Origin of the sequence: Marinobacterium sp. xm-m-312, assembly GCF_013283295.1 — a bacterium.
Classification (GTDB): Bacteria; Pseudomonadota; Gammaproteobacteria; order Pseudomonadales; family Balneatricaceae; genus Marinobacterium_E.
Genome location: NZ_WBYS01000005.1, coordinates 156,899 through 182,952, shown reverse-complemented (window position 1 = coordinate 182,952; position 26,054 = coordinate 156,899). Strand labels below are relative to the sequence as shown.

24 protein-coding genes are annotated in these 26,054 nt (G+C 50.3%); 13 read left to right on the top strand and 11 right to left on the bottom strand.

The features are described 5' to 3' along the window. Positions 1-150 precede the first annotated feature (150 nt). Together XMM312_RS07905 and XMM312_RS07900 are read left to right on the top strand one after the other, a co-directional pair. The gene (locus tag XMM312_RS07905) at positions 151-489 is read left to right on the top strand and encodes a DoxX family protein (protein WP_173489026.1); all 339 of its coding nucleotides are present in this window, start codon (positions 151-153) and stop codon (positions 487-489) included. A gap of 71 nt (positions 490-560) precedes the next feature. Next, positions 561-869 (top strand): DUF1330 domain-containing protein, encoded by a 309-nt coding sequence (locus tag XMM312_RS07900; RefSeq protein WP_173482747.1) that lies wholly within the window; start codon positions 561-563, stop codon positions 867-869. Positions 870-873: 4 nt separating this feature from the next. On the opposite strand, the gene gndA is transcribed toward XMM312_RS07900, so the two are convergent. After that, on the bottom strand, positions 874-2,385 hold the full coding sequence (gndA, locus tag XMM312_RS07895) for an NADP-dependent phosphogluconate dehydrogenase (protein WP_371743474.1): 1,512 nt from the start codon (positions 2,383-2,385) through the stop codon (positions 874-876). Positions 2,386-2,527: 142 nt separating this feature from the next. On the opposite strand from gndA, the gene XMM312_RS07890 reads away from it, so the two are divergent. Then, on the top strand, positions 2,528-3,511 hold the full coding sequence (locus XMM312_RS07890; RefSeq protein WP_173489025.1) for a rhodanese-related sulfurtransferase: 984 nt from the start codon (positions 2,528-2,530) through the stop codon (positions 3,509-3,511). 65 nt (positions 3,512-3,576) lie between these two features. On the opposite strand, the gene XMM312_RS07885 is transcribed toward XMM312_RS07890, so the two are convergent. Further along, entirely contained in the window at positions 3,577-4,674 is a 1,098-nt protein-coding gene (locus XMM312_RS07885) for an enoyl-CoA hydratase/isomerase family protein (RefSeq protein WP_173480170.1), read from the bottom strand. A gap of 222 nt (positions 4,675-4,896) precedes the next feature. On the opposite strand from XMM312_RS07885, the gene XMM312_RS07880 reads away from it, so the two are divergent. The 7 genes from XMM312_RS07880 to XMM312_RS07850 all read left to right on the top strand — a co-directional run bounded on the left by XMM312_RS07880 (position 4,897) and on the right by XMM312_RS07850 (position 11,305). Beyond that, entirely contained in the window at positions 4,897-5,904 is a 1,008-nt protein-coding gene (locus XMM312_RS07880) for a Fe(3+) ABC transporter substrate-binding protein (RefSeq protein WP_173480169.1), read from the top strand. Between the two features lie 180 nt (positions 5,905-6,084). Then, entirely contained in the window at positions 6,085-7,542 is a 1,458-nt protein-coding gene (locus XMM312_RS07875; RefSeq protein WP_371731490.1) for an ABC transporter permease, read from the top strand. Between the two features lie 8 nt (positions 7,543-7,550). Further along, on the top strand, positions 7,551-8,648 hold the full coding sequence (locus XMM312_RS07870; RefSeq protein ID WP_173489024.1) for an ABC transporter ATP-binding protein: 1,098 nt from the start codon (positions 7,551-7,553) through the stop codon (positions 8,646-8,648). Between the two features lie 44 nt (positions 8,649-8,692). Next, complete coding sequence (gene fur, locus XMM312_RS07865; protein WP_173480167.1) at positions 8,693-9,103, top strand: ferric iron uptake transcriptional regulator; 411 nt, start codon at positions 8,693-8,695, stop codon at positions 9,101-9,103. Then, positions 9,103-10,149: an iron ABC transporter permease gene (locus XMM312_RS07860; RefSeq protein WP_173489023.1), complete on the top strand. Its 1,047-nt coding sequence runs from the start codon at positions 9,103-9,105 to the stop codon at positions 10,147-10,149. Before fur ends, XMM312_RS07860 begins: the two co-directional genes overlap by 1 nt. A 2-nt stretch (positions 10,150-10,151) precedes the next feature. Next, positions 10,152-10,922 carry a heme ABC transporter ATP-binding protein gene (locus tag XMM312_RS07855; protein ID WP_173489022.1) on the top strand — a complete coding sequence of 257 codons (771 nt, stop codon included), beginning with the start codon at positions 10,152-10,154 and terminating at the stop codon, positions 10,920-10,922. A gap of 23 nt (positions 10,923-10,945) precedes the next feature. Further along, positions 10,946-11,305 carry an outer membrane protein assembly factor BamE gene (locus XMM312_RS07850; RefSeq protein ID WP_173489021.1) on the top strand — a complete coding sequence of 120 codons (360 nt, stop codon included), beginning with the start codon at positions 10,946-10,948 and terminating at the stop codon, positions 11,303-11,305. A gap of 27 nt (positions 11,306-11,332) precedes the next feature. Here XMM312_RS07850 and XMM312_RS07845 read toward each other — a convergent pair whose 3' ends face one another. Then, the gene (locus tag XMM312_RS07845; RefSeq protein ID WP_173489020.1) at positions 11,333-11,881 is read right to left on the bottom strand and encodes a YaeQ family protein; all 549 of its coding nucleotides are present in this window, start codon (positions 11,879-11,881) and stop codon (positions 11,333-11,335) included. A 149-nt stretch (positions 11,882-12,030) separates the two neighbouring features. Between XMM312_RS07845 and XMM312_RS07840 the strand changes: the two genes are divergently transcribed. Further along, positions 12,031-14,148 (top strand): hybrid sensor histidine kinase/response regulator, encoded by a 2,118-nt coding sequence (locus XMM312_RS07840; protein ID WP_173489019.1) that lies wholly within the window; start codon positions 12,031-12,033, stop codon positions 14,146-14,148. A 478-nt stretch (positions 14,149-14,626) separates the two neighbouring features. Here XMM312_RS07840 and XMM312_RS07835 read toward each other — a convergent pair whose 3' ends face one another. From XMM312_RS07835 to XMM312_RS07800, 8 genes are all read right to left on the bottom strand, one after another. Then, positions 14,627-15,724 (bottom strand): ABC transporter ATP-binding protein, encoded by a 1,098-nt coding sequence (locus XMM312_RS07835; protein WP_173480160.1) that lies wholly within the window; start codon positions 15,722-15,724, stop codon positions 14,627-14,629. A 5-nt stretch (positions 15,725-15,729) separates the two neighbouring features. Then, positions 15,730-16,593: a carbohydrate ABC transporter permease gene (locus XMM312_RS07830; RefSeq protein ID WP_173480159.1), complete on the bottom strand. Its 864-nt coding sequence runs from the start codon at positions 16,591-16,593 to the stop codon at positions 15,730-15,732. Continuing rightward, the gene (locus tag XMM312_RS07825) at positions 16,583-17,482 is read right to left on the bottom strand and encodes a carbohydrate ABC transporter permease (RefSeq protein ID WP_173480158.1); all 900 of its coding nucleotides are present in this window, start codon (positions 17,480-17,482) and stop codon (positions 16,583-16,585) included. Before XMM312_RS07825 ends, XMM312_RS07830 begins: the two co-directional genes overlap by 11 nt. Before the next feature lie 57 nt (positions 17,483-17,539). Continuing rightward, positions 17,540-18,784, bottom strand: coding sequence for an ABC transporter substrate-binding protein (locus XMM312_RS07820; protein WP_173480157.1), 1,245 nt, complete (start codon positions 18,782-18,784; stop codon positions 17,540-17,542). A gap of 95 nt (positions 18,785-18,879) precedes the next feature. Next, positions 18,880-20,370 carry an ATP-binding protein gene (locus XMM312_RS07815; protein ID WP_217363795.1) on the bottom strand — a complete coding sequence of 497 codons (1,491 nt, stop codon included), beginning with the start codon at positions 20,368-20,370 and terminating at the stop codon, positions 18,880-18,882. Beyond that, a complete protein-coding gene (locus XMM312_RS07810) occupies positions 20,367-21,029 on the bottom strand; it encodes a response regulator transcription factor (protein ID WP_173484461.1) in 663 nt (220 codons plus the stop codon). Before XMM312_RS07810 ends, XMM312_RS07815 begins: the two co-directional genes overlap by 4 nt. A gap of 278 nt (positions 21,030-21,307) precedes the next feature. Then, positions 21,308-22,837, bottom strand: coding sequence for an ABC transporter permease (locus XMM312_RS07805; protein WP_173489018.1), 1,530 nt, complete (start codon positions 22,835-22,837; stop codon positions 21,308-21,310). Positions 22,838-22,914: 77 nt separating this feature from the next. Next, a complete protein-coding gene (locus tag XMM312_RS07800) occupies positions 22,915-23,844 on the bottom strand; it encodes a sugar ABC transporter substrate-binding protein (RefSeq protein WP_173480154.1) in 930 nt (309 codons plus the stop codon). A 189-nt stretch (positions 23,845-24,033) separates the two neighbouring features. Between XMM312_RS07800 and XMM312_RS07795 the strand changes: the two genes are divergently transcribed. Continuing rightward, entirely contained in the window at positions 24,034-24,810 is a 777-nt protein-coding gene (locus tag XMM312_RS07795) for an ATP-binding cassette domain-containing protein (RefSeq protein WP_173480153.1), read from the top strand. A 2-nt stretch (positions 24,811-24,812) separates the two neighbouring features. Further along, complete coding sequence (locus tag XMM312_RS07790; protein ID WP_173489017.1) at positions 24,813-26,003, top strand: ROK family transcriptional regulator; 1,191 nt, start codon at positions 24,813-24,815, stop codon at positions 26,001-26,003. The last annotated feature ends 51 nt before the right edge of the window (positions 26,004-26,054 follow it).

Sequence of the window (26,054 nt, the reverse complement as noted above, 5' to 3'; positions counted from 1 at the left end):
GTGTTGCCCCAAAGGGGTGAAGGCCAGGATGGTCTGAATCAATCCCGCCACAATTCGATCTTTTTAAAAGACCACCCAGAATCACTCCCGCCCCACACCCAAAATCCTCAACTACACTTAATCCATACTCACCCACCTAAAGGGAAACAGATGGATAAGATAATCACCCCGTTAATCACCCTCATCTTCGTTGCATCAGGCAGTGCTAAGCTGCTGGGTCTGGAGTTTGAATTAGAAGCTTTTGATCGCTGGGGTTACCCGCTCTGGTTTATGTATTTCACCGGTGTCGTCGAAGTGATCGGAGGCTTAGTTATTTGGGTTAAGCGGCTTCGATTCATCACATCAGTAGGGCTCAACTGCGTGATGATAGGTGCCATGGCCACTCATCTGTTGAATGCTGAATGGCCGATGCTAGGCGTTGCAACGGCTATTCTAATCCTAACCTTTATCAACACTAGACGTTTTAAGAAGGATATCAACCCAGCCTAAATACAGCATCTTGAGCAGTGACTGTTCTGAGGTTAGTCTAGTTATCATTAAATTCAAAAGGGTAAAACACCATGGCTAAAGGTTACTGGATGGCTCATGTCGATATCTCAGACCCAGAGGGTTACAAACTCTATCAGGCCGCTAATACTGAGCCATTTAAACAGTATGGGGCTAAATTTTTAGTCCGTGCAGGCGATAACCAACAGGTTGAAGGGAGCGTACGATCACGCCATGTGATCATTGAGTTCCCGAGTTACCAACAGGCGTTGAATTGCTACCACTCCTCTGGCTACCAAAATGCTAAAGCGCTACGTGAACATGCAGGCATTGCTGATCTAGTGGTTGTCGAGGGCTACGAAGGCCCTCAACCTGGGGAGTAGGTATTTACACCTTCTCCATCGGCCTACCCGGCTCACTCCAACGCACGTGGTATTTTCCATCATCACGATCTGTTCGCTCGAATGTATGCGCACCAAAATAGTCTCGCTGACCTTGCAGTAGGTTGGCAGGCAGCACCTCGGTTCGGAATGAGTCGTAGTAACCTAGGGCGGAACTAATCGCCCCAGCAGGCACACCCGCTAGAGCAGATTGCGCCACAATCGCGCGCCAATTATGCTGATGTTTAGCCAGCTTTTCAGAGAAAAACGGATCCATTAGCAGGCTGGGCAGATCCTTATTACGCTGAAAGGCTGCTGAGATCGGCTGAAGAAACGCTGCACGAATAATACACCCGGCACGCCAAATTCTTGAGATGGCGGATAAATCGAGCGCCCAACCCTGCTCTTTTGCTGCCATCTGCATTAGATGATAACCCTGTGCGTAGGCACAAATTTTTGCACAGTAGAGTGCATCATGTAGCTGTTCAATCAACTGCTCTTTTGGCGTTTCTAGGGTGTAGTCCATTGGCCCAGGCAGAACTTTAGACGCTTCAACGCGAATCGATTTAAGGGTGGATAGTGAGCGAGCAAAAACTGCATTGGTCAGCGTTGGTGCAGGAGTCCCTAGTTGAAGCGCACTAACGGCAGTCCATAAACCGGTACCCTTTTGACCCGCTTTATCAAGAATGACATCGACCAACGGCATGCCGGTAAACTGATCCTCTTGATCCAGAACTTCCGCACTGATTTCGATCAGGTAGGAGTGCAGTGGGCCACGACTCCATTCTCGGAATACACAAGCGATCTCAGAGGGCGCCATCTGCATGGCGTGACGCATGAAGTGGTAGACCTCACAGATCAACTGCATATCAGCGTACTCAATGCCGTTGTGAACCATTTTTACGTAGTGGCCTGCACCAGAATCGCCAATGTACGTTGCACAAGGCTCGCCCTCAGTAACAGGATTACCGGGCTCTCGACGCTCAATAGGAAGTCCTGTGGTTGCATCCACTTTCGCTGCGATCGCTTCCATAACAGGGCGTAAACGTGACCAAGCTTTTTGATCACCCGATGGCATCAAAGAAGGGCCAAAGCGTGCACCGACTTCACCACCCGATACCGCAGTAGAGAAGAAGGTAAAGTGCTCTTTATAGTTCACTTCACGATCACGTGTGTCGGTCCAGAGTGAGTTTCCGGTATCCACAACGATATCGTCGACATCAACGCCTGCATCAATCAGCTGACGGCAGACTGCATCGACAGGATCACCTGCTGGGACAGAGACAAAAATGGTTCTTGGTGATGGCAAAGCCGCTAACAGTTCACCGAGCGAGGAACAGGCTTGAATCGGTTGAGGGCGATCCGGAACTTCAGCAGCTGCTTGAGCGATCGCGTCATCTACTTTGTTGGCATCCAGGTCAAAGGCTGCAATTTGGTAACCATTATCAACGAGGTTGAGCACCAAGTTTTTACCCATAACGCCAAGCCCAATAAAACCGATCATCTCTCTATCTGCCACTACCTAAGCCCCAAAAAAGTTGTTTATCTGAACCACGCTATTCTAACGTTTTTCAAGCTTGAAAACTCTACTCTATAAACCTCAATGCCTTATCTGGTAAAATTGCGCGGTTTTCAACTATCCAGATTACGCCGGGGAGATTATGGCCAATATCGTTGTATCCGCACTCTATCAATTTGTTCGCTTCGAGGAGTGTGAAGCACTGCGGCAGCCTCTGCTGGAGTTCCTGAACGAGCAAGATATTCGCGGTACGTTAATCCTGGCTAAAGAGGGTATCAACGGCACGGTCTCTGGTAGCCGTGAAGCGATCGATGCGCTCTACGCATGGTTTAAAGAGCACCCACCGCTGGATCAAGTCAGCTCCAAAGAGTCGTTCTTTGATGAGCAACCCTTCTACCGCACCAAGGTAAAACTGAAACGTGAAATCGTCACAATGGGTGTTGAAGGCATCGATCCACTGAAAACCGTCGGCACTTATGTCAAACCTAACGAGTGGAATGACCTGATTTCCGATCCAGAAGTACTGTTGGTCGACACACGTAATGACTACGAAGTGGATATCGGTACATTTAAAGGGGCCATCAACCCTCATACCGACACCTTTCGTGACTTCCCTAGCTACGTTAAAGAGCAGCTAGATCCAAGTAAGCATAAAAAAGTCGCCATGTTCTGTACTGGGGGTATCCGTTGTGAGAAGTCGACCGCGTTTCTCCGTGAACAGGGCTTTGATGAGGTCTACCACCTAGAGGGCGGCATTCTTAAATACCTTGAAGAGGTGCCTGCCGATAACTCGATGTGGGATGGTGAATGTTTCGTCTTCGACAACCGTGTATCGGTTGGACACGGTTTAGAGCCCGGTGACTACCAACTCTGCCACGCCTGTCGTATGCCGCTATCCGCTAAAGATCGTCAGAATGAACACTTCCAAGAGGGGTTAAGCTGTCACCACTGCTACGACAAAGTAACCGATAAGCAGCGTAAACGTTTTCAAGAGCGCCAGCACCAGCTCGAATTGGCAAAAGCGCGTGGCGAACATCACTTGGGTAAAGACGCAGTGCACGATTTCGAGCAACGTCGCCAAGAGAAAAAAGCGAAACGCGAAGCTCAGCGCAAAGCTAATCAGTAATGGCAGAGTTCAATGCAAGATAACCAGCATATTATCCTGCATTGATACCCTATCGTCTGTGAGTCTTAAAGATCAGCCAGCGGATTCACCGGCCATGGCGCTTCAAAGAACGCTTCAACAACGGCTGACTCCACAGTATCAACCGACTTGAACATCCAGTTTGGACTGCGATCCTTATCGACCAACAGTGCTCGAACGCCCTCAGGAAATTCAGGGTGTTGGCAGCACTGAACGGCCAGTACCAGTTCGGACATAAACACCTCTTTTAAAGAGAGATGACGAGTGCGTTTCAACTGCTCAGCAATTAAATGAACCGACAGAGGCGACCCGTGAGTGATCGCCTTTTGTGATCGTTGAATCCATGGATCGTCACTCTCAATGTTGGCCATTGCTTGCATCAACTGAGTTAAGTCATCCTGATCAGTCACCGATTGAATGAAATCATAGTGATCTTGAATCGGTGACTCTTGTCGAAACGCCGCTTGCGACTGCTGCTCTAACTGGCGAAGCGTCTGGTTGACCGTCTGAACACTATCACAGTGCCATTCGGCTGATTGGAGGCCAGTCACCATCTCAGTGTATCGCGCCGATTCAATAAAGCGATCCGCTAACCCTAAGAACAACGCATCCGCCGCGAAGATAGGGTTACCCGTTAAACCCAAGAAGAGTCCTGTACGACCCGGCATCCTGTTCAGAAAGAATGAACCACCAACATCGGGGAAGAGCCCAATCGTCACCTCTGGCATCGCCATGTGTGACGTCTCTGTCACGATACGGTGGCTGCAGCCATTCATCAGCCCCATACCACCGCCCATCACTATGCCACTGCCCCAACAGATGATCGGTTTAGGGAAGGTGTGAATGCGGTAGTCCAGACGGTACTCGTGTGTGAAGTATTCGGTCGGGAAGTTGGGGTTATCGCCTGAGGTAATCGAGCGGTAGAGTCTAACCACATCCCCGCCGGCACAAAATGCCTTTTCTCCGACGCTAGTTAATAGCACCGCTTTGATGCAGTCATCCTTTGCCGCCTGGTCCAGACGAGGCTCGATCAGCTGAATCATCTCCAACGTCAACGCATTGAGGGACTTCTCAGCATTCAGGGAGATCTCTAACAGCTTATAACCATCTTGGGTGGGGTATTCGTGAAACTGAACAACGCTCATTGCCATGACTCTTATGATTTAACGACAAGGGACAGCCTACTAAAGAGCGGGACGATGTCAAAATCTATTTGCAAAACCTTATTGCAAATGCAAATGATTCTCATGTAGAATCGCATCATTACTTCAATAAATTAGTAGTAATGATTCTCAAATGTTCTAAGGCTCTTATTTAAGGAATGAGTAAGGCCGGTTTATAATTCGTACCTTCAAGGAGAAACAAACATGTGGATTCGTCGTATTAGCGCTGTAGCAGCACTCTGCTTTACTACCACTGCTGTCGCTGACATTAACCTCTATTCATCACGTAAAGAGGCCCTGATTCAACCATTACTGAATCAGTTTACCGAGAAGACAGGTATCGAAGTACGCCTGCTCACCGGTAAAGATGATGCACTGTTAAGCCGTTTGAAGATGGAAGGTGGCGCCTCCCCTGCGGATCTTCTTATCACTGCAGACGTTGCACGTCTTCACCGCGCGAAAGAGATGGGTCTAACTCAGCCGGTTGAATCCACTGCATTGAACGAGGCGATTCCTGCCAACCTGCGCGACAGTGACAACCACTGGTTTGGTATGACCAGTCGTGCTCGCCCAATCATCTATGCCAAAGATCGAGTTAATCCAGAACAACTCAGTACCTACGAAGCACTAACCGATGAGCAGTGGAAAGGTCGTATCTGTATTCGCTCCTCAAGCAATGTCTACAACCAGTCACTGATTGCCTCTGCGATTGCTGCTAACGGTGTCGAAGCAACAGAAGCTTGGGTTGAAGGTCTAGTGGCTAATTTTGCTCGCCCACCGGCTGGCGGTGATACTGACCAACTAAAAGCGGCAGCCGCGGGTGTCTGTGACATCGCTATTGCCAACACCTACTACTTAGCGCGTTTGGTTCGCTCTGATAAAGCGAGTGACAAAGCGGTTGCTGATCAGCTAGCGGTGTTCTGGCCCAATCAGAACGATCGCGGTACCCATTTCAACATCAGTGGTGCTGCATTGACGGCGTCATCTAAGAATCGTGACGAAACAGTTGCCCTACTTGAGTACATGGTGAGCCAGGAAGCACAAGAGTGGTACGCTGAAGTCAACAATGAGTACCCTGTCGTAGCCGGCGTTGAGCCATCCAATGTACTAAAAGCCTTTGGCACAGCTAAGAGCGATGACGTTGCACTGTCTAAGCTTGGCGAACTGAACCAAGAAGCGCTTCGCCTTATGGATCGTGCTGGCTGGAAGTAAAACAGATGAGAGTTAACTATCAATAGTATCCGTGCAAATTGGGTAGCCTTATCGATCGCCGGTCTGGTTGCCCTTCCCATTCTAACCGTTGTTAGTCAGTCCCTATTTGCTGGATCTGAGGCTTTCTCTCACCTTCTTGATACCGTCCTCGCCGACTACGTTCTCAACTCATTAATCCTGATGGCCGGTGTCGGTATCGGCACCGTCATTATGGGAGCACCGGCTGCCTGGTTGGCAGCGATGTGTGACTTCCCCGGTCGTCGTTGGCTCGATTGGGGAATGCTACTGCCTTTAGCCATGCCCGCCTATGTCATCGCCTATACCTATACCGGTATGCTCGACTTTGCCGGCCCAGTACAAACCCTGCTGCGCGAACTGACCGGTTGGGGCTATGGTGACTACTGGTTCTGGGAGATTCGATCGCATAGCGGTGCCATTGCTATGTTGGTGCTGGTGCTCTATCCCTACGTCTACCTGATGGCTCGCGCGACCTTCCTTGAGCAGTCAGCCGTTAGCTTTGAAGCCTCTCGCAATCTTGGTTACTCACCCTTCAGGGCCTTTCTAAAAGTCGCCATTCCTATGGCAAGACCCGCCATCATTGCCGGTGTCAGCCTAGCCCTAATGGAGACATTGGCCGATTACGGTACGGTGCAATACTTTGGCATTCCGACCTTCTCAACAGGTATCTTTAGAACCTTCTATGGCTTTGGTGATGCCAATGGTGCGGCACAGTTAGCCAGTCTGTTGCTAGTGTTCGTGGCGACATTGATCTTTGTCGAGCGCTATTCACGACGCAAACTGAGCTACAACGTCCGAGCAGGATCTCGAGCGATGGCTAGCCGAATTCAGCTTAAGGGTGGACGCGCTTGGCTGGCGGCTCTGGCTTGTTTCATTCCGTTTTTCTTTGGCTTCTTGTTGCCGGCCGGTCAACTGCTCTCTTGGTCGGTGTTTGATGCGCAAATGCCCTGGAGTGACTTCCTCAGCCTCTCTTGGAACTCTTTCTATTTGGCAGGTCTTGCAGCGCTAATCGCCCTTGTTCTGGCCACGCTGCTGGCGTACACCCAACGCTTTAACAGTGGCTCATTGGTGAAACAGGCCACACAGTTCGCCGCACTGGGCTACGCACTGCCGGGTACCATTATTGCCATTGGGGTCTTAGCACCTTTAGTGTTTGTGGATCAGAGTCTGCTTGCTCTCTCCGAACGCTTCGGCTTAGGTATGAGCGGGTTGATCTTCAGTGGCACTCTGTTTGCCCTGTTGATCGCCTACACCGTGCGCTTTTTAGCCGTCGCGCTTGGCAGTGTGCAGTCTGGCTTGGGGCAAATTAGCCCTAGCCTGGATGAAGCGGCCAAAGGGATGGGACGATCCCCCTTTCAAGTGTTGCGACAAATCCATGCGCCCTTAATGAAGAGCAGTCTTCTAACTGCACTACTGGTGGTCTTTGTTGACGTCCTCAAAGAGCTGCCGGCTACGTTAATGCTGCGCCCGTTCGACTTTAACACCCTGGCCGTTCGCGCCTTTGAGCTGGCTTCGGATGAACAGCTTATCGAGGCGGCACCACCCTCATTAATGATCGTTGCCGTTGGGCTAGTCCCAGTTTTGTTGTTGAATCGTGCCATAAGCCGCCACAAGCACTAAGGAACTCTATGAGTATTGAGTCAAACATACCGACATCTACACACCTAAGTATTGAGAATGCTTATGCCGGGTATGCTGATCTGTCGGTTGTGAATGGGGTCACACTGAACATTCAACAGGGCGAACTCATCTGCCTGTTGGGGCCCAGTGGCTGTGGCAAATCTTCGCTACTGCGTTGCATTGCAGGATTTCACGGGCTCTCTAGCGGCAGCATCATGCTGGGCACAAAACGTCTGGATGATGGAAAGTCTCAACTCCCGCCGGAACAGCGCAACATCGGTATGGTGTTTCAGGACATCGCTCTGTTTCCCCATCTTAGCGTCAGGGAAAACATTGAGTTCGGACTGTTTGAGTGGTCAAGCCAACAGGCTAAAGCCCGAAGTGAGCAGTTACTTACAATGATCGGCCTACAAGGCATGGGCGGTCGTTACCCACATGAGCTATCAGGTGGACAACAGCAACGTGTCGCCTTAGCGAGAGCACTGGCACCCAAACCCGATCTACTGCTACTCGATGAGCCCTTTTCTGGCTTGGACGCCGCACTGCGAGATGAGCTCATTCCGGAAATTGCCGAGCTACTAAAGCAAGAGCAAATTACCACGCTGATGGTGTCACACGATCAGGCAGAGGCCTTTGCTTTTGCAGATCGCGTTGCGGTTATGAATCAAGGCAAGCTGGAACAGATCAGCCTGCCTGAAGCGATCTATTACGAGCCGAAAAGCCGGTTTGTAGCTGAATTCATCGGCGAAGGTGAGTTCATAAAAGCAGAGTACGTCGATACCCAGCATGTGAACTCTCTGTTTGGCCAGAGCCGCTCAACCACCGAGGTGAGTGAGGCACCCTACAATAAAGAGCTATTTATACGACCGGATGATGTCGAGATTGTTGAACAGAGCGAGGTTAGCGCACAGGTAGAATCCAAGCGTTTTCGTGGTGGGCAATCTCTATTGAGTGTGCTCTTGGAGGATGGCCAGTCACTTGCGGTGACCTGTCATGCAGTTCAAGCCCCCAGCGTGGGTGATACGGTCTATCTAGCATTGAAACAACACCGATTTTTAGTCACGGATGACCTAGGTAAAATTGAACCTAAAAACGAGGCCCGCTAAGATGTCTCTTAGCGTCTGAACAGTAAACATTGACGAGAACAACTATGTCTTCAAGCAACCAAGAACTTAAAAAAGCGGGACTCAAAGCGACTCTTCCGCGCATCAAGATTTACCAGCTACTCGAAGATGCCAATGAGAATGACCATTGGAGTGCTGAAGACATCTACAAGCACCTCATGCTTCAGGGCGAAGAGATAGGTTTAGCCACGATCTACCGTGTTCTGACTCAGTTTGAAGCGGCCGGTCTTGTTATGCGTCACCGTTTTGAGAACGGCCACTCAGTCTTTGAGCTGGCGTCGGATGACAACCACGATCACATCGTCTGTGTTAAAACCGGTGAAGTTAAAGAGTTTAACGACCCCATCATCAACGCTCGCATCGAAGAGATCGCGAAAGAGCACGGCTATGAGATGACCGGTCGAACTCTTCACATCTACGGCCTTAAGAAGAGCTAATGCACGCTACGGGCGATCGCTCTTTACAGGCAAAGTTCACCATCTCTCTATTGATGTTGGCTCTGTGCCTGGTTGCCCTATTCAGCCTGACCATTGGCTCATCAAACACATCACTGGCCAACTCACTTTGGGCGTTAATGCAGGGCGAAGCCATCGGCATTCAAGAGCAGGTCATCCTGTTTGATATTCGCGCCCCCAGAACAGTCATGGGCCTATTGGTCGGCGCTAGCTTAGCTGTCTCGGGTGCCATTATGCAGGGGCTGTTCCGCAACCCTTTGGCTGATCCAGGTCTTATTGGTGTCAGCTCCGGTGCAGGTTTGGGTGCCGTGACAGCCATTGTCATAGGTGGGCTGTTACCCATCTCACTCTTAAATAGTATCGGTGGATTTCTGGTCCCAATCGCGGCCTTCTTAGGTGGCTGGGGCTGTATGCTGATTCTCTACAAGATCGCGACGCGTCAAGGCAGAACCTCGGTCGCCGTGATGCTGTTAGCTGGCTTAGCACTCAGCGCCTTTGCTGCGGCACTGTCGGGATTGTTGATCTACTACTCCAACGACAGTCAGTTGCGTAACCTAACCTTCTGGAATCTTGGCTCCATTGCCGGTGCTAGTTGGAGCTCACTGAAAGTCGCTGGGCCGTTGATGCTAATCTCGCTACTGTTAGCTCCGTTACTCGCTTCTGGCCTAAACCGTTTAGCGCTGGGTGAAGCCGCTGCCATGCATTTAGGCGTTTCGGTGCAGCGTCTTAAACGAGCCGCTATCCTACTGGTTGGATTATCCGTTGGGGTCGCCGTAGCCGTTTCAGGTGCGATCGGATTTGTCGGCATCATCGTGCCCCACCTGCTGCGCCTGGTCATAGGACCAAACCATCGCTATCTACTGCCTGCCGCGGCACTGTTAGGCGCTATTGCTCTTCTGTTAGCCGACATTCTCAGTCGTACACTGATTGCACCGGCGGAGCTACCCATCGGCATTGTCATGGCGATATTGGGTGGGCCATTCTTCCTCTACCTGCTGCTGCGTAATCGTAATCTGCTGGATCTCTAATCATGATTATCACCAAGGATCTCAGCGTAGGATTCCACCAAACCGAGGTACTGTCGAAGGTCGATTTTCGCGCCGAACCGGGGCAGTTGGTCTCGATTGCAGGACCGAATGGATCGGGGAAAACCACCCTATTAAGGGCACTCTCAGGTGAAATTGATTACCGAGGCGAGATTCATTTTGATGGCGAAAACCTAACGGACCTTTCACACCAGACACTCGCCAAACGCCGCGCGATTCTACCGCAAGCGACCCAGTTGGCTTTCCCCTTTACTGTGTTGGAAGTGGTACAGATGGCGGACCTAGATCGCCGATCAGAACGTCCATTTCAGGCTCTCCAGCGTGTCGGTTTAGAAGGCTTTGAATCACGTTTTTATCAAGAGCTCTCTGGCGGTGAGAAACAGCGCGTTCAACTGGCACGTATTCTGGTACAAGTCTGGCAGCCTGTGATCGATGGTAAAGCCAACTGGCTGCTGCTCGATGAGCCCGTCTCCTCTTTGGACATCGGCCACCAAATCGAAGTGATGCAACTTGCCCGAGACTATGCCAACGCTGGCGGTGGCGTCATCTGCGTCATGCACGACCTAAACTTGGCCGCGATGTTCTCGGACAGCATTGCACTGTTTGAGAAAGGAAGACTGCTGATCCAAGCGTCGCCCGATGCCGTGTTAACCGATGACAATCTTTCAACAGCCTATCAGTGGCCGGTTCGAGTGAATCGAACACCGACTGAGTCCATGCCCTTTGTCCTACCGCAAACGGCTAAACGTGATTAATGTTACTGCTTAAGGAGATCACCATGTTTAGACACACTGCCCTTATACTCGCGTCTCTCAGCATCACTGCTTGTGCTACAGCACCGGACCTTCGTTTTAAAACCACCGAAGAGATCAGCGACCTTCTTATTGAGAAGGACAAAGCAACCATCGAGATGCAGCTCGGACAACCGCGTACCATCGCACAAGAGGGGCCACACACTTGGGTCTGGACCTACCACTCAGACATGATGCCCAATAAGAGCCCAAACCAAGGGAAGTGCGAGCTGGTCATTACATTCGATGATGACAAGCCGATCAAAGCGGTGGTCAACTCGACTGAGTACTCACCCTTTGTGCAGGAGCTGCAGACCTGTAACGATCTGGTGCAACAGCTGCAGTAATCACTGTTGCTTTTATGCCGCCGAGTTTTAAATGGCTGGGTAGATCTGTTGCGGATCAATGGTCGCTGAGCCAGCCTCTGAACTGAGCCAGATCTGCCCATCAGTAATCGACGCGCTGATTTGCGCACCGCGCTCGGCCAAGGCGGTTAACGCCTCACTTTGATCCTCGTTGATGCGGTAGATAATCAAACTATTTTGGCTAGCGACCAACTTTTTTACACCTTCCCACCAAGGGTTGAAGGCCTGATCCGAGCCATAGGTGATCAAAACCGTCTTTTGTGAGCGGTTGCACGCCTTCTTCAAGCGCTTTTCACTCGGCAAGCCCACTTCTAACCAGAGTTCGATCTCATCAGCGTAGCTCTTTAGCCATAGATCGGGTTCATCCTCTTCACAGAGGCCACGGGTAAACTCCAGACGCTCTTGCGCGTTCATCACAAAGGCTAACAGGCGCATCATCATGCGCTCATCTGTCTCTGAAGGGTGTCTGGCAAGTGTTAACGAATGATCGACGTAGTAGTTGCGATCCATATCGGCAATTTGCAGAAAGATTTTAAAAACGGTGGAGTTTTGCGCCATATCTGTTCCCTAAAAACAAACTGTCATTAGTGACAGATAAAAAAGTTGTGACTTTACTGGATTTTACTACAAAGCCGTCTATGCTGGCTCTAACTGATTGCGAAAGTTGTGTTGTCTTCGCATAGATAAACAAAATATGAGTGCTCTCAATGATCCACATGCTCGACAGCATTAAACGCATCCCTCTCTGGCTGAAAGTCGTCATTCTCGCCATGCAAGGTCTATTCTTTTTTGCGGTAGGGATCACGCTGCAAGAATTCTATTCAGACCACCAAAGACATCTAGCTTATGAGCGAGCGACGCAACAGCAGAAGCTCTATCGCAACAGCATCACCAGACTGGGGGAGTTTCGTGGGCTCTGCACACTGGCGCGAATTGAACCCATACCCTCTAGTGAGCTCATTCAGCTCTGCGAAAGCGCCAGTTTTAACCTAGTCGAAGCGCTGGAAGCGATGGATTACCCGGCCGCCGAGATCGATCAGATTCTCTCCGTCGATGGACAGTACTACGAGATCTTTTTAAGAAAGAGTGCCTATTCTGAGCAACTGTTAACAGAACTTTTTCAAATCTACCGTGATTCAGGAGTACAGTTGGAAGAGAACATCCTCTCGTACACAGCCGGCCGAACCATCTTTGTACACCTACCCGATCTGATTGAAAAAATGGGTTTCGTTCGCGGCATAACGGGATTATCCAATTCTGGCCTGGTCTCACGCAATAATCTTTACATTGCAAAAGGTCGAGTTACGGAGATCCTTAGCAGCACCCGAAACACCATAGAAGCCTTCGAACAGGCCAATGCAAGTAGCTCCCCGTCAGAATTATTACTCGATTTTGAAATCATCGAACAGCATATCGTTGAGCATTTTGAGCGATTAGATCGATACCGTTTCATGGAGTTGAGGGATCCAACCAAAGACTACGATCTCGATCTCTTTTTAAAAGCAACTGAGGTCCTTGACGAAATACAGCAATTGTATGATGTTACTGAAGAGACCTATATAAGCTTATTGGCATCAGAACATGATAGGACCGATCAACTAACAGGGCTATCCATTCTCTTTGCATTGGTGACTCAGTTTCTTTTAATACTGATGTTCCGGTTTATGTTGCGCGCCATTCACCAGATTGAAGAGACCTCAGAACAAGCGATGCAAGCCTCCTCATCGCTTGCAAAAACACTAAAGCAGCAAGATAAGATGTTTGCCATCATTGGACACGAATTAAGAACCCCTGCTGCCGACTTAAATATGCAACTGAATGAGCTGCAACTTCAAGATGGGCAAAACCGGCGAGTTGAAGAGGCACATGCCACGTCCCAACACCTACTCGACGTACTGGATGATATGAGGGTAGGCACCGATAAATCATTAATCACTGAGAGTCGAGTCGAGACCCAACTTTCGGTCTATCGCATCATTAAAGAGGCTAGCCACACTCTCTACTACACGGCCAATCAATACGGTGTCGATATTCAGGTGCGCGGCAACAGTGATGGGAATCATATTGGTTTTAAAAAACAGATTCGCCAAATCATTATTAATATGACTAAAAATGCCATTGTGCACAGTCAGGGCACTCAGGTCACATTAGATCTAAGTCATAAGGCTTCAGAAGAGGAAACCGAATATCGATTGCAGATCATTGATAATGGCAAAGGCATTCCCGACAAAGATGTTGATCGACTTTTTGAGGCCTTTGAACGAGGCGACACTAAAGCGTCCGGAACCGGTCTCGGTCTGCATATCAGTCGCGAACTTGCACGCAGTTTATCTAATGGAGATTTGGTCTTCAGCCCTAACCCTGAAGGGGGTGCCATCTTTACCCTGAGTTTCACACTCAAACAGGCCAAACACGAAGAAGCAGCAGCAGCAGCAGCAGCAGCAGCAAAAGAGCATGCAATCAAAGGCAAGAAGATACTACTAGTCGAAGATACCGCCACATTAAGAATGCTTGGCAAAACCATACTGACACGCGAGGGTGCCGAGGTGGTTGATGTAGAGAACGGTCAATTAGCCCTAGACGCCTACTCTAAGCAGAGCTTTGACCTAATCATTACTGACATCATGATGCCGATAATGGATGGCTATGAACTGACCGAAACGCTGAGATCCTGGGGTGCAACGCTTCCGATTATTGGAGTTACCGGTGCCACGGTGGGTAATGAGGCGGACAACCTGCTGGCGAAAGGGGCCGATCGAGTTTTGCCGAAACCTTTGAATCTCGACCAATTAGAGACAGCGTTAAAAGAGATAGAGGCGAATTAACTACCCCATTGGAGCGATCTTAAAAGGGCGCGATGCTTTAACGCTCATCGCCTCATCTGCGATAAGGCTCCAACAAAGAGCAATGAAGAGGTACTGCACGAACTGTTGGAGCGATCTTGCAAAGGTCGCGATACTTTAACGCTCATCGCCTCCTCTTCGAGAAAGCTCCAACAAGAGCGTTTAGAGAGACTGTACGAACCGTTGGAGCGATCTTGCAAAGGTCGCGATACTTTACCGTTCATCGCCTCATCTACGATAAGGCTCCAACAAAAAGCGTTAACGAGAGACTGCACGAACTGTTGGAGCGATCTTGCAAAGGTCGCGATACTTTAACGCTCATCGCCTCCTCTTCGAGAAAGCTCCAACAAGAGCGTTTAGAGAGACTGTACGAACCGTTGGAGCGATCTTGCAAAGGTCGCGATACTTTAACGCTCATCGCCTCCTCTTCGAGAAAGCTCCAACAGATATAGGGCAAGGTTTAGCAGATACGCTCACCGGTTTGGATATCAAACGCGACCGCTTTCGCCGTATTAACCTGCACCTCTGTACCAGCGCCTGCCGTCATGCCCGCTTTAGGAGAAAGGCGTGAGTGAACATCAATGCCGTTCCATTGACCAATTGCCATGGTGTCAGCCCCCATAGGCTCCACAACATCAAAGTCCAGCTTCATGCTGTGCAACCAATCCTGATCTTCAGGTGCCGGCTTAGGCTCGGTAATCATCTCTGGACGAATACCCAACACCACACGATCAAGGCCTTTTGCAGCAATGGCCTCGGCACATGGTAGTTTTAGGTGATGAGTTTCACCCGCAGATTCAACAACCGCTTGCCCCTCTTTGATGTCGACCTCAATAAAGTTCATCGGCGGCGAGCCCATGAATCCTGCGACAAACATATTGGCTGGGTTGTTGTAGATCTCGTCCGGAGTACCCAACTGCTGCACGATGCCATCTTTCATAACGGCAATACGATCAGCCAGAGTCATCGCTTCGATCTGATCGTGCGTCACGTAAACAATGGTCGTGCCAAGACGCTTGTGCAGCTTCTTGATTTCAGTACGCATCTCTACACGCAACTTAGCATCCAAGTTCGACAGAGGCTCGTCGAATAGGAAAACCCGCGGCGAACGCGCTAGGGCACGGCCCATGGCAACACGTTGACGCTGACCACCCGAAAGCTGGCTCGGCTTACGATCCAGTAGGTGATCGATCTGAAGCAGCTTAGCCACCTCGTTGACGATGCGATCACGCTCCTCTTTAGGGACTTTACGCATCTCAAGGCCAAAGGAGATGTTGCGCGCAACGTTCATTGTTGGGTAGAGCGCGTAGCTTTGGAAAACCATCGCAATGTCGCGATCTTTTGGCGAGGCCAAAGTCACATCCTTACCCGCCAACTCAAGCGTACCACTGGTCGCATCTTCAAGACCCGCAATGATATTCATCAGCGTCGACTTACCACAGCCTGATGGACCCACCAGGATGAGGAATTCACCATCCTGAATGTCGATGTTGATCCCTTTTAGGATGTCTGTTTCACCAAAGGATTTAGTGACGTTATCGATTAATAGAGAGCCCATAATAGTTATCCTTTTACCGCGCCAGCTGTCAGGCCGCGTACAAAATATTTACCTGCAAAGATGTAGACCAGTAGAGTGGGAAGCGCTGCAATCACGGCAGCCGCCATATCGACGTTGTACTCTTTACCGCCCATCGATGTATTAACTAGGTTGTTCAGTGCCACTGTGATCGGCTGCGTACCCGGACCTGAGTAGACCACGCCAAATAGGAAGTCGTTCCAGATCTGAGTGAACTGCCAGATGATCGTGACCGTGAAGATAGGTAGAGATACTGGCAGGAAAATGTGGCGGAAAATCTGGAAGAAGCTTGCGCCATCCAGTTGCGCCGCTTTCACCAACTCAGTCGGAACAGAGACATAGAAGTTACGGAAGAAGAGCGTCGTAAACGCGACACCGTAGATCACATGCACCAGAACCAGACCGGTTACTGTGTTGGCTAGGCCCAATTCAGCCAGTAGACGCGCCATCGGTAGCAAAATCACCTGAAACGGAATGAAGCAGCCAAACAGTAACATACCAAACATTAGGTCGCTGCCGCGGAAACGCCATTTCGAGAGCACGTAGCCATTCAGCGCGCCGATCACAGTCGACAGAATGACGGCCGGAACCACGATTTTCACACTGTTCATAAAGAAAGGTGCTAGCCCCTGACACTCGGAACCGGTACACGCACTACTCCACGCTTTGATCCAAGCGTACAAGGTTGGATCCTGGGGCAGTGCCAGTAGGTTACCGCTACGAATCTCCTCGATGTCCTTAAACGAGGTTGTCAGCATCACATAGAGCGGCGCTAGATAGAACAGCGCAAAGGCGAGCAGACAGCCATAAATAAATAGACGGCCTAAGTTAAATGAACGATTAGCGACCATTTTTTCCACCTCGTAGTTCTGAGTAGAGGTACGGCACAATAATCGCCAACACACCCATCAACATAATCATCGCACTGGAGGCACCCACACCCATCTGCGCTCGGTTAAAGGCGTAGGTGTACATGAAGTTAGCCGGTAGGTCAGACGCGTAACCCGGACCACCGCCAGTCAACGCTTGCACCAAATCGAAACTCTTAATCGCAATGTGAGAGAGAATAACGATCGCACTGAAGAAGACCGGACGCAGAATAGGCAGAATCACATACCAGTAGGCTTTCATCTTGCTCGCGCCGTCGATCTCGGCCGCTTTAATTAAGCTATCGTCCACGCCACGAAGGCCGGCAAGGAACATTGCCATGACAAAACCACTCGACTGCCATACCGCTGCAATCACAATGGTGTAAATCGCCATGTCTTGTTCAACCAACCAGCGGAACTCGAAGTTCTCAAAACCTAAGTCACGTACTAGTTTTTCTAGACCAAGACCTGGGTTGAGGATCCACTTCCAGGCCGTACCGGTGACCACAAATGAGACAGCCATGGGGTAGAGATAGATGGTACGCAGCGTACCCTCTAAACGAATCTTTTGATCCAGAAGGATCGCTAGGAACAGACCCAGCAGTAACGAGACCGCGATAAACAGAACGCCAAACACCACCAGGTTATTCAGAGCCACATCCCAGCGCGGGTTAGCAAACAGCTTGGCGTATTGATCAAAGCCGACAAAGTCCCACTGAGGCAACATTCGACTCTTGGTAAAAGATAGCGCTCCGGTCCAAATCATAAAGCCATACATGCAGACCAACATCACCGCGGTGGTGGGGGCTAACACAATTTTTGGCAATAAGGACTCTAGCGTCATTGGCTTTTTAGCCTTTGACACACTCATCGTGAATCTCCTAAAAAAATAAATAAGAGCCCCCAGGGTTGAGGGCTCTTGGTCGGATTACATCGCTGCTTGGATAGAAGCGATTAGCTGAGCTTTACCCTCAGCAGCCGACTGATCTGAGTTGAAGAAGTTAGTAGCGGTATCGTAGATAGCACCAGAAACGGCTTCAGGGACAGCCATACCGTGCGCGAAGCTTGGTACTAGACCGCCAGTTTGTGCAGAAGATACAAAGGCATCCATTGACGCGTGTGCACAGCTATCGAACTCGTCACGAGCCATGCCTAGACGTGCTGGAATAGACCCTTTGTTAAGGTTGAAGACTTTCTGGAAGTCCTGACCTAGGATCTGCTTAGCCATCTCTTGTTGAGCTTTCTGTGCGTCAGCATCAGACTGCGCGAAGAAGGCAAAAGAGTCGACGTTGAACGTGAATGAACCTGACGTGCCTGGTGCTGCAACACATGCGTAATCAACGCCTGGTGTCTTACCCGCAACCGTGAATTCACCCTTAGCCCAGTCACCCATGATCTGCATGGCTGCTTCACCATTGATGACCATTGATGTCGCAACGTTCCAGTCACGACCTGGAGAGTTCTCATCGATCAGACCGCGGATCTCACCGAATACGCGGAACACCTCTTCAGTGGTTGCGCTGTTAAGAGCGTCTGCATCTAGCTCAACGAATGCTTTCTGGTAGTACTCAGGACCGCCAACACCAAGCACAACGGCTTCAAATACAGTCGCGTCCTGCCAAGCTTGGCCACCGTGCGCTAGTGCAATGTAGCCAGCGTCTTGGATCTTTTTAGCTTGAACTAGGAAATCGTCCCAAGTGGTTGGGATGGTAGCGCCCGCTTTTTGGAAGATCTCTGGGTTAGCCCACAACCAGTTTACGCGGTGTACGTTTACTGGAGCCGCTACGTATTTACCATCGTGCTTCATTACATCCGAAACCACACCAGGTAGAAGTGCATCCCAGTTGTTCGCTTTAGCGACGCTGTCGATGTCTGATAGGAAACCTAGCTCACCCCACTCTTGGATCGATGGGCCTTTGATCTGTGCTGCAGTCGGTGGATTACCCGATACTGCACGTGACTTAAGAACGGTCATTGCGTTCTCACCGCCACCACCAGCAACTGCGAAATCTTTCCAGCCCACACCCGCTTCAGTCAGTTTCTCTTTTAGGTATGCAACCGATTTCGCTTCACCGCCACTTGTCCAGTAGTGAAGAACTTCTACGTCAGCAGCTTGTGCTGCAGTTGATAGTGTTGCTGCAGCTACGCATGCAGCTAAAGTACGTTTGATCATTGAGTAAACCTCTTTATTGTTGTTTATAGGTAAGAATACCTTGGGAACTGGCGATCAAGATCTTCAGTTCTTCAATCAATATAACAACTTGAGTCTTACGCAGAGTTTCGTTCTGTTACAAAGTGTGACAATGGAAAACGAAGCTCAACGATCAAACCGCCCCCTTCACGATCAAGCAGCTCAATACTGGCACCGTGCAGCTGCGCAATCGACTTAACAATGCCCATACCCAGACCGACATGAATCGATGAGGGCGCTTTATCGATGCGATAGAAGGGCTCAAAGACTCGCTGCTTTAACTCATCACTGAGACCCGGGCCTCGGTCACACACCTGCACCACCAACTCATTGTCTTCCGGCTCTTTATGGCCAAAGATCTCGACTCCACGCCCGTAGTGCAACGCGTTATCGATCAGGTTAGTAAACAGGCGTTCAAGCGAGAGACGGCGACCCTCTAAGACAAACTCATCGGGCAGTGTCGCAGAGCTGGGCAGCCCTTCGATCTCTGCACTGGCAAGGGCTGACTCAATCACCTGTTTCAGATCGATCTGTTCGCTGTTCTCGTGAATGGCGCCATCTTTAATCATCTGCAAGGACGCTTTGACCAGCAGATCGACGTTCTCGATGTCACCAATCAGGTTATCGCGCAGTTTATCGTCATCAATCATCTCAACCCGCAAACGGGCGCGTGTCAGCGGGGTTTTCAGGTCATGGGAGATTGCGGCAAACAGCTTCTCGCGATCGGAGATAAACTTCTCAAGCCGTTGCGCCATCTGGTTAAAGGCACGAATGGTTGTCTGCATCTCCCGGGTACCCTCGGCCGGAATCAGGGAGGGCGTTTTACCGCGCCCTAGGGCATCCGCCTCACGAGCTAACCTTCGCAAGGGTCGAACAATACCGGCCACCAGCAGGGTCACCAAAACAACCACGGTCAGTGTCACTGCTAATAAAGAGACCAACCGCTCAGACTCAAACAGAGTACTGCCCATGAAATCCCCACCAGGGAATACCGTGGCCAGATAGACCCACTCGTCCGGGTTTAATTTAAGCTGCACAACGACGACGGGGCTGTCATCACCGGGATCTAACAGGGCAAACCGCTGCCATTTGGGTGGCAGCTGCACCATCAGGTTGTCATCAGAGAGAATGCGAAGATTCGAAAACGCAACGAACTCAACCGCAAAGTCTTCGGATTTATAGGCTAACTGGCGGGCTGCATTCTGTTTTACACGCTCGCCAACAAGCTGCTGTAGCTCAGTGTTGGGCAAGGTCTCTAGATGAATTTTTTGACTGTTAATCGAGACAAAGTAGCGCGTACCGCCCATATCGCGCAGCTGATCGAGCACGATGTGACGATATTCACGCGGTAGTTTAGAGAAGAACTGAATCGTCTGACCTATGCGCGCGCCCATCACTTCCGAGATCTCAACGAGACGTTCGCGTTCTGCCTGTTGAATCTGGCGTGTCCAGACATAAGAACTGACCGCCTGTGCCACTAAGACACCGATGATCAACACCAGAGACATGCGTGCAATGATCGACTTAGGCATCAGCCGATCGCGTAGGCGGGACCAAAAACCGATCATTTTAGAACCAGGTGGTACCCTTTGCCGCGAATGGATTTGATCGTCTCATCCTCGCTGAAGGGGGTCAATTTGGTGCGGAGTCGACTGACTAAGGTATCAATCGAACGATCTTGCGGAAGCGCCGCATGCCCCTTAAGCTCCATGCTGAGCTGATCACGGCTGATGACACCGTCATGGCCATGCAGTAGCGCCAACAGATCAAACTCAGCCCCAGTCAAACTAAGCGCTTCACCATTGACTGACACGGTTCGTTTCGCCCTGTCTAACAGTAGAGTAGAGATAGCAGTTGGTGATTCGACGGGGGCGGATCGACGCAGCAGCGCTTTAATGCGAGCCAACAATTCGCGAGGGTTAAAGGGTTTACCCATGTAATCATCTGCACCCAACTCAAGACCCAGGATACGATCCACATCGTCACTGGCAGCGGTGAGCATAATGATCGGCAAGTTGGAGTCCTGACGCAGAGTACGACAGAGAGCCAGTCCATCCATGCCCGGCAAACCGACATCAAGAATCAACAGCTCGGCAGCACTGTAGTCGCCCTCAAGCAGCGCTTCAGCCGACTCAAACGCAAGTACCGTGAAACTGTTTTTCTCTAAGTAATCCGAGAGCAGTGAGCGTATCTCGTGATCATCATCAACGAGTGCAATGACAGGCATGTAGGGTAACTTCCTAATTGTTATCTTTTTACTCTAACGAGAAACACTTACGAGAGCTAGCCTTACTAAGTTCACCACCAAATTACCGTTGGAGCGATCTTGCAAAGGTCGCGATTCTTTCAATCCCCATTCGCCTCATCTTCGATAAGGCTCCAACTAAGTGCATTGAAGGGGTACTGCACGTACTGTTGGAGCGGTCTTAAAAAGGCCGCGATGCTATTTGCTTTCAACAAAAAACCCCATAGCCTAGGCGATGGGGTTTTTTAATCATTGGGTGATTAGCCTTCTAGCGTACGAGCTCTTTCAAACATGTAAGGCACCGTCGTCATACCAGCCAGTACTACCGCACCCAAGATCAATAGAGGCGCAACAGCTGCCATGCCCATTGATACTAGCAGAACCGCTGCTGCCACGTAGACGGCTGCAAGGATAAGCGCCAGTGAACGTTTCAAGGTCACAGCTACAGCCACGGCACCCAACACAAGCACGAGAAGCGACGCGAAGGATTGCCAGTTGCCAGACACAATGGCTTGTAGTTCAGCCACAGCCGGCGCATCCAGTAGGCGAGCCGTTTGGTTAGCCGCAAGATCAAGTCCAGCTGATTGCATTGCCACCATGCTGTTGTGCTCATGCAGTGAAATCGCCGAGCTGATCAGTGCAGAACCCGGTGTTAAGCAGGCAAACAGAGCAAGAACCAGAGCCACAACACCCAGCATACGCTGAACTTTAACCGCTGATTTAGATTGGCGAACAATATCCAATCCAACGGCAACCAAAATGATCAGACCCAGTACCACCATCTGCCAGAAAGTCTCTAGCTGAGCCAGGGTCAGACCGTTATTGATCAGTTTCAGAAGGATGACACCCATGAAGGTACCGATGATCGTACCGCGGCCACCAAACAGAGAGGTACCACCAATAACAACCGCAGCAATGGCATCCAGCTCCCACATCTGGCCGTAGTCAGATTTTGCATAAGGCGCGCGACCTAGGAAGAGCATCGCACCCAATGCAGCGCCCATCGAACAGATTACGTAGGTGTAGAGAGTGTAGAGACGCGTATTGATACCCGCTTGGCGAGAGCCCTGTTCGTTACTACCAATCGCATAGATGTATCGACCCAAACGCATGTTGGATACAACGACCGCCAACAGAATGAAGAAGACGATGAAGATGATCATAGACATCTGGAAGGTACGGAAGAAGTCCATCCAGTGCTCGTTCACGAAGGCGCCAATCGACTCCATAAAGCCGCTCAGTTCACCCGCTTTGTAATCAGCACGAAGTTCGGCAAAGGGGTTGTAGCGACCAAATAGGTCGAACGTTTCAGGTAGCTTAGGTGTTGCACGCGCATCCGTTGAAAGGTGTGCCGTACCACGCCAAATCGAAAGACCCGCCAGGGTAACGATAAAGGCCGGCATCCCGAGATAGGCGACCAACGTGCCATGAATAATACCCACTAATGCACCCATCGCTAGGCCAGACATGATCGCTAACCAAGGTGGGAAACCCCAGTAGCTAACAATGTAACCGGTGACCGCTGCGATTAAGCCCATAACAGATCCAACCGAAAGATCGATACCTGCCGCAAGAATCACCAACGTCATACCACCCGCAACAATACCGATAGCGGCTGAGTTGTTCAGAATGGTCATTAAGTTAGTGGGATGGAAGAAGGGTTTACCATCCGTTACTAGCTCAATGGCTAGAGCAAGAATCAGAATCGCCAGCAGTGCGCCAGACCACTCTTTACGGAAGAAAGAAACCGTAACGCCGATCGCTTTATCTTGAAGGCTTTTAGAAGTCATTATTCAGGACCGTTTGTTTTAAACAGTTAAAGAAGAGATCGGGCTAATGCCCGATCTCGACGGAGTGTAAGTAAAACTTACTTGATACCTACTAGGTCTTTGTAAGCACCTGAAGTAGATGGAGTCACTAGGAAGAAACCAGTGTCGATGCGTGGTGATACATCTTTACCCTGTGATGCAGCAACCGCAGCTTTGATGCCTTGGTAACCCATCTGGTAAAGCATCTGAGCTGTGTCAGCGTGTACCCAACCTTTATCCATCGCTTCGATTGCGTCAGTTGCGCCGTCGAAACCAACCAGTTTGATGTCACCTGCGCCTAGGCCAAGGTTTTCCATCGCTGCTTTAGCACCCATAGTGCCGCCGTCCCATGCGTTAGCAACCATTTTGATGTCGCTGCGTGAGTTTAGGATCGCTTCAACACCTTCCTGAGCTTGGTTAGAGTCCCACTCAGTTGGTACTTCTAAGATTTCAGAGTTTGGACGAGCTGTTTTGAACGCTTCAACGAAGCCGTTACGACGCTCTTGGCCAGTAGACTGAGCTTGGTTACCCGTCACGTAGATGATCGCATCGCCATCGTTGATTAGAGTGGCTGCAACAGCACCCTGTACTTTAGCCACTGCGTAGTTGTCTGTAGCAACGAATGACGTCACTGCAGCGCCTGATACGCCAGTATCGATTGCAACAACAGGGATACCTGCATCCATTGCATCGTTTACTGCTGGAGCAACACCTGAAGAGTCAACTGGCGCGATACCGATTGCATCCACACCCTGTGCTACTAGGTTTTCGAACACTTCTAGCTGGCTTGATAGGTCGCCTTGGAATGCTGGACCTACAGTTACTAGGTCAACGCCCGCTTCTTGAGCTGCGTCTGCTGCACCCTGGTTGATCATCATCCAACCTGAGTTTGTTGCTGATTTAGTGATGTAGCCGATAGAACCTGCGTATACAGAGCCAGACATAAGTGCGCCAGCAGCCATTACGCTAAGCATTTTTTTCAATTTCATGTGTAGATCTCCACATTTGTTTGTTTTTGTTTTCGGCGGTCTATTTCGATGCCTAACAGCGATCTTCTAATACTTTATAGCGCCCTGTCAATAATTAAATTGAATTGATTTAATTATTGACTCGCTCTTAATTGTTAGTCATATTTAGTCACATTCAAATAAAGAGAATTTTCGTTCAGGAGTCTTAAAGTGTCTCAAAAAGTCTTAGAGATCAGAGGGTTAACCAAGCACTACGGCGGTGTACACGCGCTGAATGATGCGGACTTTGATCTTGCTCCGGGTGAGCACGTAGCGATTGTTGGAGATAACGGTGCGGGTAAATCGACCTTCGTTCGTAACCTAACCGGTGTAGAGCAACGCACTCGCGGTTCGATTAAATTCTATGGCGAAGAGGTCAACTTCGACTCTCCTCTTGAGGCTCGCGATGCTGGTATTGAGACCGTTTATCAAAACTTGGCACTGGCAGATGAACTAGACGTGCCAGCCAATATCTTTTTGGGACGTGAAAAGACCAAATTCAATCTTGGCCCATTCAGCTGGATGGACAAGAAAGGGATGCGCCAAGAGTCAGAAGCACTGCTTGAAAAGACCGGCGTTAAGATTCCTGACCTAAGCCAGTCCTTACGTGGCATGTCGGGTGGTCAACGCCAGTGTGTAGCGATCAGCCGTGCAGCGGGCTGGGGTGAGAAGTTGATCATCATGGATGAGCCAACCGCAGCTTTGGGTATCCAAGAGACCACGCGTGTTGAAAACATTATTCGTGGCTTAAAAGACCAAGGCATTCCCCTAATTTTGATCAGTCACAACCTTCGCCAAGTCTTTAACCTTGTGGATCGCATTATTGTCTTCCGCCAAGGTCGTATCGTTGGCAACGTTGTAGCGGCTGAAACGACCGGCAACGAGATCGTCTCGTTGATCACCGGTGCAGCGGATCAGGGTGTCCACGAAAACGCGAGTTACATCTAATTATGCGCAGCGCTTCGGCTTCTCAACGCGCCTCTGGTTCAAACCAGGTCGGTGTTCGCCAATACAATGAACGACTCATCCTCTCGTTAATTCGTGAGCATGATGCGTTGACGAAAGCCGAAATTGCCAAAGCAACCAACCTTACTCCACAAACCGCATCAACGATCATTAATCGATTGATGGAACAGGACCTGTTAATCGCAGGCACTAAACGCCGCGGCGGTTTGGGACAGCCTTCTACCCCCTACGCACTCAATCCTGAAGGGGCGTACAGTATCGGTGTCAAAATTGGCCGCGCCTCGTTGGAGGTGCTGTTTATGGATATGACAGGGAATATTCGTACCCGCATATCGCACGAATACCCCTTCCCGACGCCTAAAGAGGTCTATGCCAAGATCGAGCAGAGCATCAACACGCTTCTTGAACCTCTTGACGAGATGCAACGCGATCGCGTTACCGGTGTTGGCCTGGCAGCGCCGTTTGCGCTGGAAGGTTGGGGCGATGAGCTAATTGAAGCGAAAGAGGCTTTAGCTGAGTGGGCGAAAATCGATCTGCTCGAAGAACTAAAGAAGGTCACCGACCTAGATGCGGCCATGCTGAACGATGCAACAGCAGCTTGCCTAGCCGAGCTAACCTACGGTAATCCGCAGAGCTGGGAGAACCTACTCTACTTCTACGTGGGTACGTTCATCGGTGGTGGTGTCGTTCTTAACGGACAGATTCTTCCAGGCAGCCATGCCAATGCCGGTGCACTGGGTTCAGTTCCGAGCGCCAATGGCAAGCAACTGATTCACTATGCGTCACTGCACCAGCTTGATAAACGATTGAAATCAGAATCGATCGTGGCGGATTTTGCCAATCTATCGGAAACCCTAGAACAGGATGCCTGGGCTCTGTTTACAGAGTGGGCTGACAACGCAGCACCCTACATTGCCCAGACTATTGCGGCAGGTTCTGCCTTTGTTGATCCAGACGGAGTCATCATTGATGGACGCCTACCGGCGGTCGCGACACAGTACTTAGTACTGGCTATCAACCGTGCTTCGAGCGATGTGAACTGGGAAGGTCTCAACAAACCCCCGGTAATCGCAGGCAACCTTGGATTTGAAGCCCGCGCGTTAGGCGGTGCTCTACTGCCGATCTACTCTAACTTTGGCTTAGATAACCAAGCCTTCCTTAAAGCCGCACAGTAGTTGCTATGCAGTTGGAGCGATCCTCTAGCCCCCTGTTGGAGCGGTCTTAAA

Coding starts and splice junctions, on each gene's coding strand:
- XMM312_RS07845 (WP_173489020.1), bottom strand. CDS start 11,881: ATGGCGCAAAACTCCACCGTTTTTAAAATCTTTCTGCAAATTGCCGAT.
- XMM312_RS07885 (WP_173480170.1), bottom strand. CDS start 4,674: ATGAGCGTTGTTCAGTTTCACGAATACCCCACCCAAGATGGTTATAAG.
- XMM312_RS07835 (WP_173480160.1), bottom strand. CDS start 15,724: ATGGGCTCTCTATTAATCGATAACGTCACTAAATCCTTTGGTGAAACA.
- XMM312_RS07830 (WP_173480159.1), bottom strand. CDS start 16,593: ATGGTCGCTAATCGTTCATTTAACTTAGGCCGTCTATTTATTTATGGC.
- XMM312_RS07790 (WP_173489017.1), top strand. CDS start 24,813: ATGCGCAGCGCTTCGGCTTCTCAACGCGCCTCTGGTTCAAACCAGGTC.
- XMM312_RS07825 (WP_173480158.1), bottom strand. CDS start 17,482: ATGAGTGTGTCAAAGGCTAAAAAGCCAATGACGCTAGAGTCCTTATTG.
- XMM312_RS07855 (WP_173489022.1), top strand. CDS start 10,152: ATGATTATCACCAAGGATCTCAGCGTAGGATTCCACCAAACCGAGGTA.
- XMM312_RS07840 (WP_173489019.1), top strand. CDS start 12,031: ATGATCCACATGCTCGACAGCATTAAACGCATCCCTCTCTGGCTGAAA.
- fur (WP_173480167.1), top strand. CDS start 8,693: ATGTCTTCAAGCAACCAAGAACTTAAAAAAGCGGGACTCAAAGCGACT.
- XMM312_RS07800 (WP_173480154.1), bottom strand. CDS start 23,844: ATGAAATTGAAAAAAATGCTTAGCGTAATGGCTGCTGGCGCACTTATG.
- XMM312_RS07900 (WP_173482747.1), top strand. CDS start 561: ATGGCTAAAGGTTACTGGATGGCTCATGTCGATATCTCAGACCCAGAG.
- XMM312_RS07875 (WP_371731490.1), top strand. CDS start 6,085: ATGGCCGGTGTCGGTATCGGCACCGTCATTATGGGAGCACCGGCTGCC.
- XMM312_RS07820 (WP_173480157.1), bottom strand. CDS start 18,784: ATGATCAAACGTACTTTAGCTGCATGCGTAGCTGCAGCAACACTATCA.
- XMM312_RS07880 (WP_173480169.1), top strand. CDS start 4,897: ATGTGGATTCGTCGTATTAGCGCTGTAGCAGCACTCTGCTTTACTACC.
- XMM312_RS07805 (WP_173489018.1), bottom strand. CDS start 22,837: ATGACTTCTAAAAGCCTTCAAGATAAAGCGATCGGCGTTACGGTTTCT.
- XMM312_RS07860 (WP_173489023.1), top strand. CDS start 9,103: ATGCACGCTACGGGCGATCGCTCTTTACAGGCAAAGTTCACCATCTCT.
- XMM312_RS07905 (WP_173489026.1), top strand. CDS start 151: ATGGATAAGATAATCACCCCGTTAATCACCCTCATCTTCGTTGCATCA.
- XMM312_RS07810 (WP_173484461.1), bottom strand. CDS start 21,029: ATGCCTGTCATTGCACTCGTTGATGATGATCACGAGATACGCTCACTG.
- XMM312_RS07890 (WP_173489025.1), top strand. CDS start 2,528: ATGGCCAATATCGTTGTATCCGCACTCTATCAATTTGTTCGCTTCGAG.
- XMM312_RS07815 (WP_217363795.1), bottom strand. CDS start 20,370: ATGATCGGTTTTTGGTCCCGCCTACGCGATCGGCTGATGCCTAAGTCG.
- XMM312_RS07850 (WP_173489021.1), top strand. CDS start 10,946: ATGTTTAGACACACTGCCCTTATACTCGCGTCTCTCAGCATCACTGCT.
- XMM312_RS07870 (WP_173489024.1), top strand. CDS start 7,551: ATGAGTATTGAGTCAAACATACCGACATCTACACACCTAAGTATTGAG.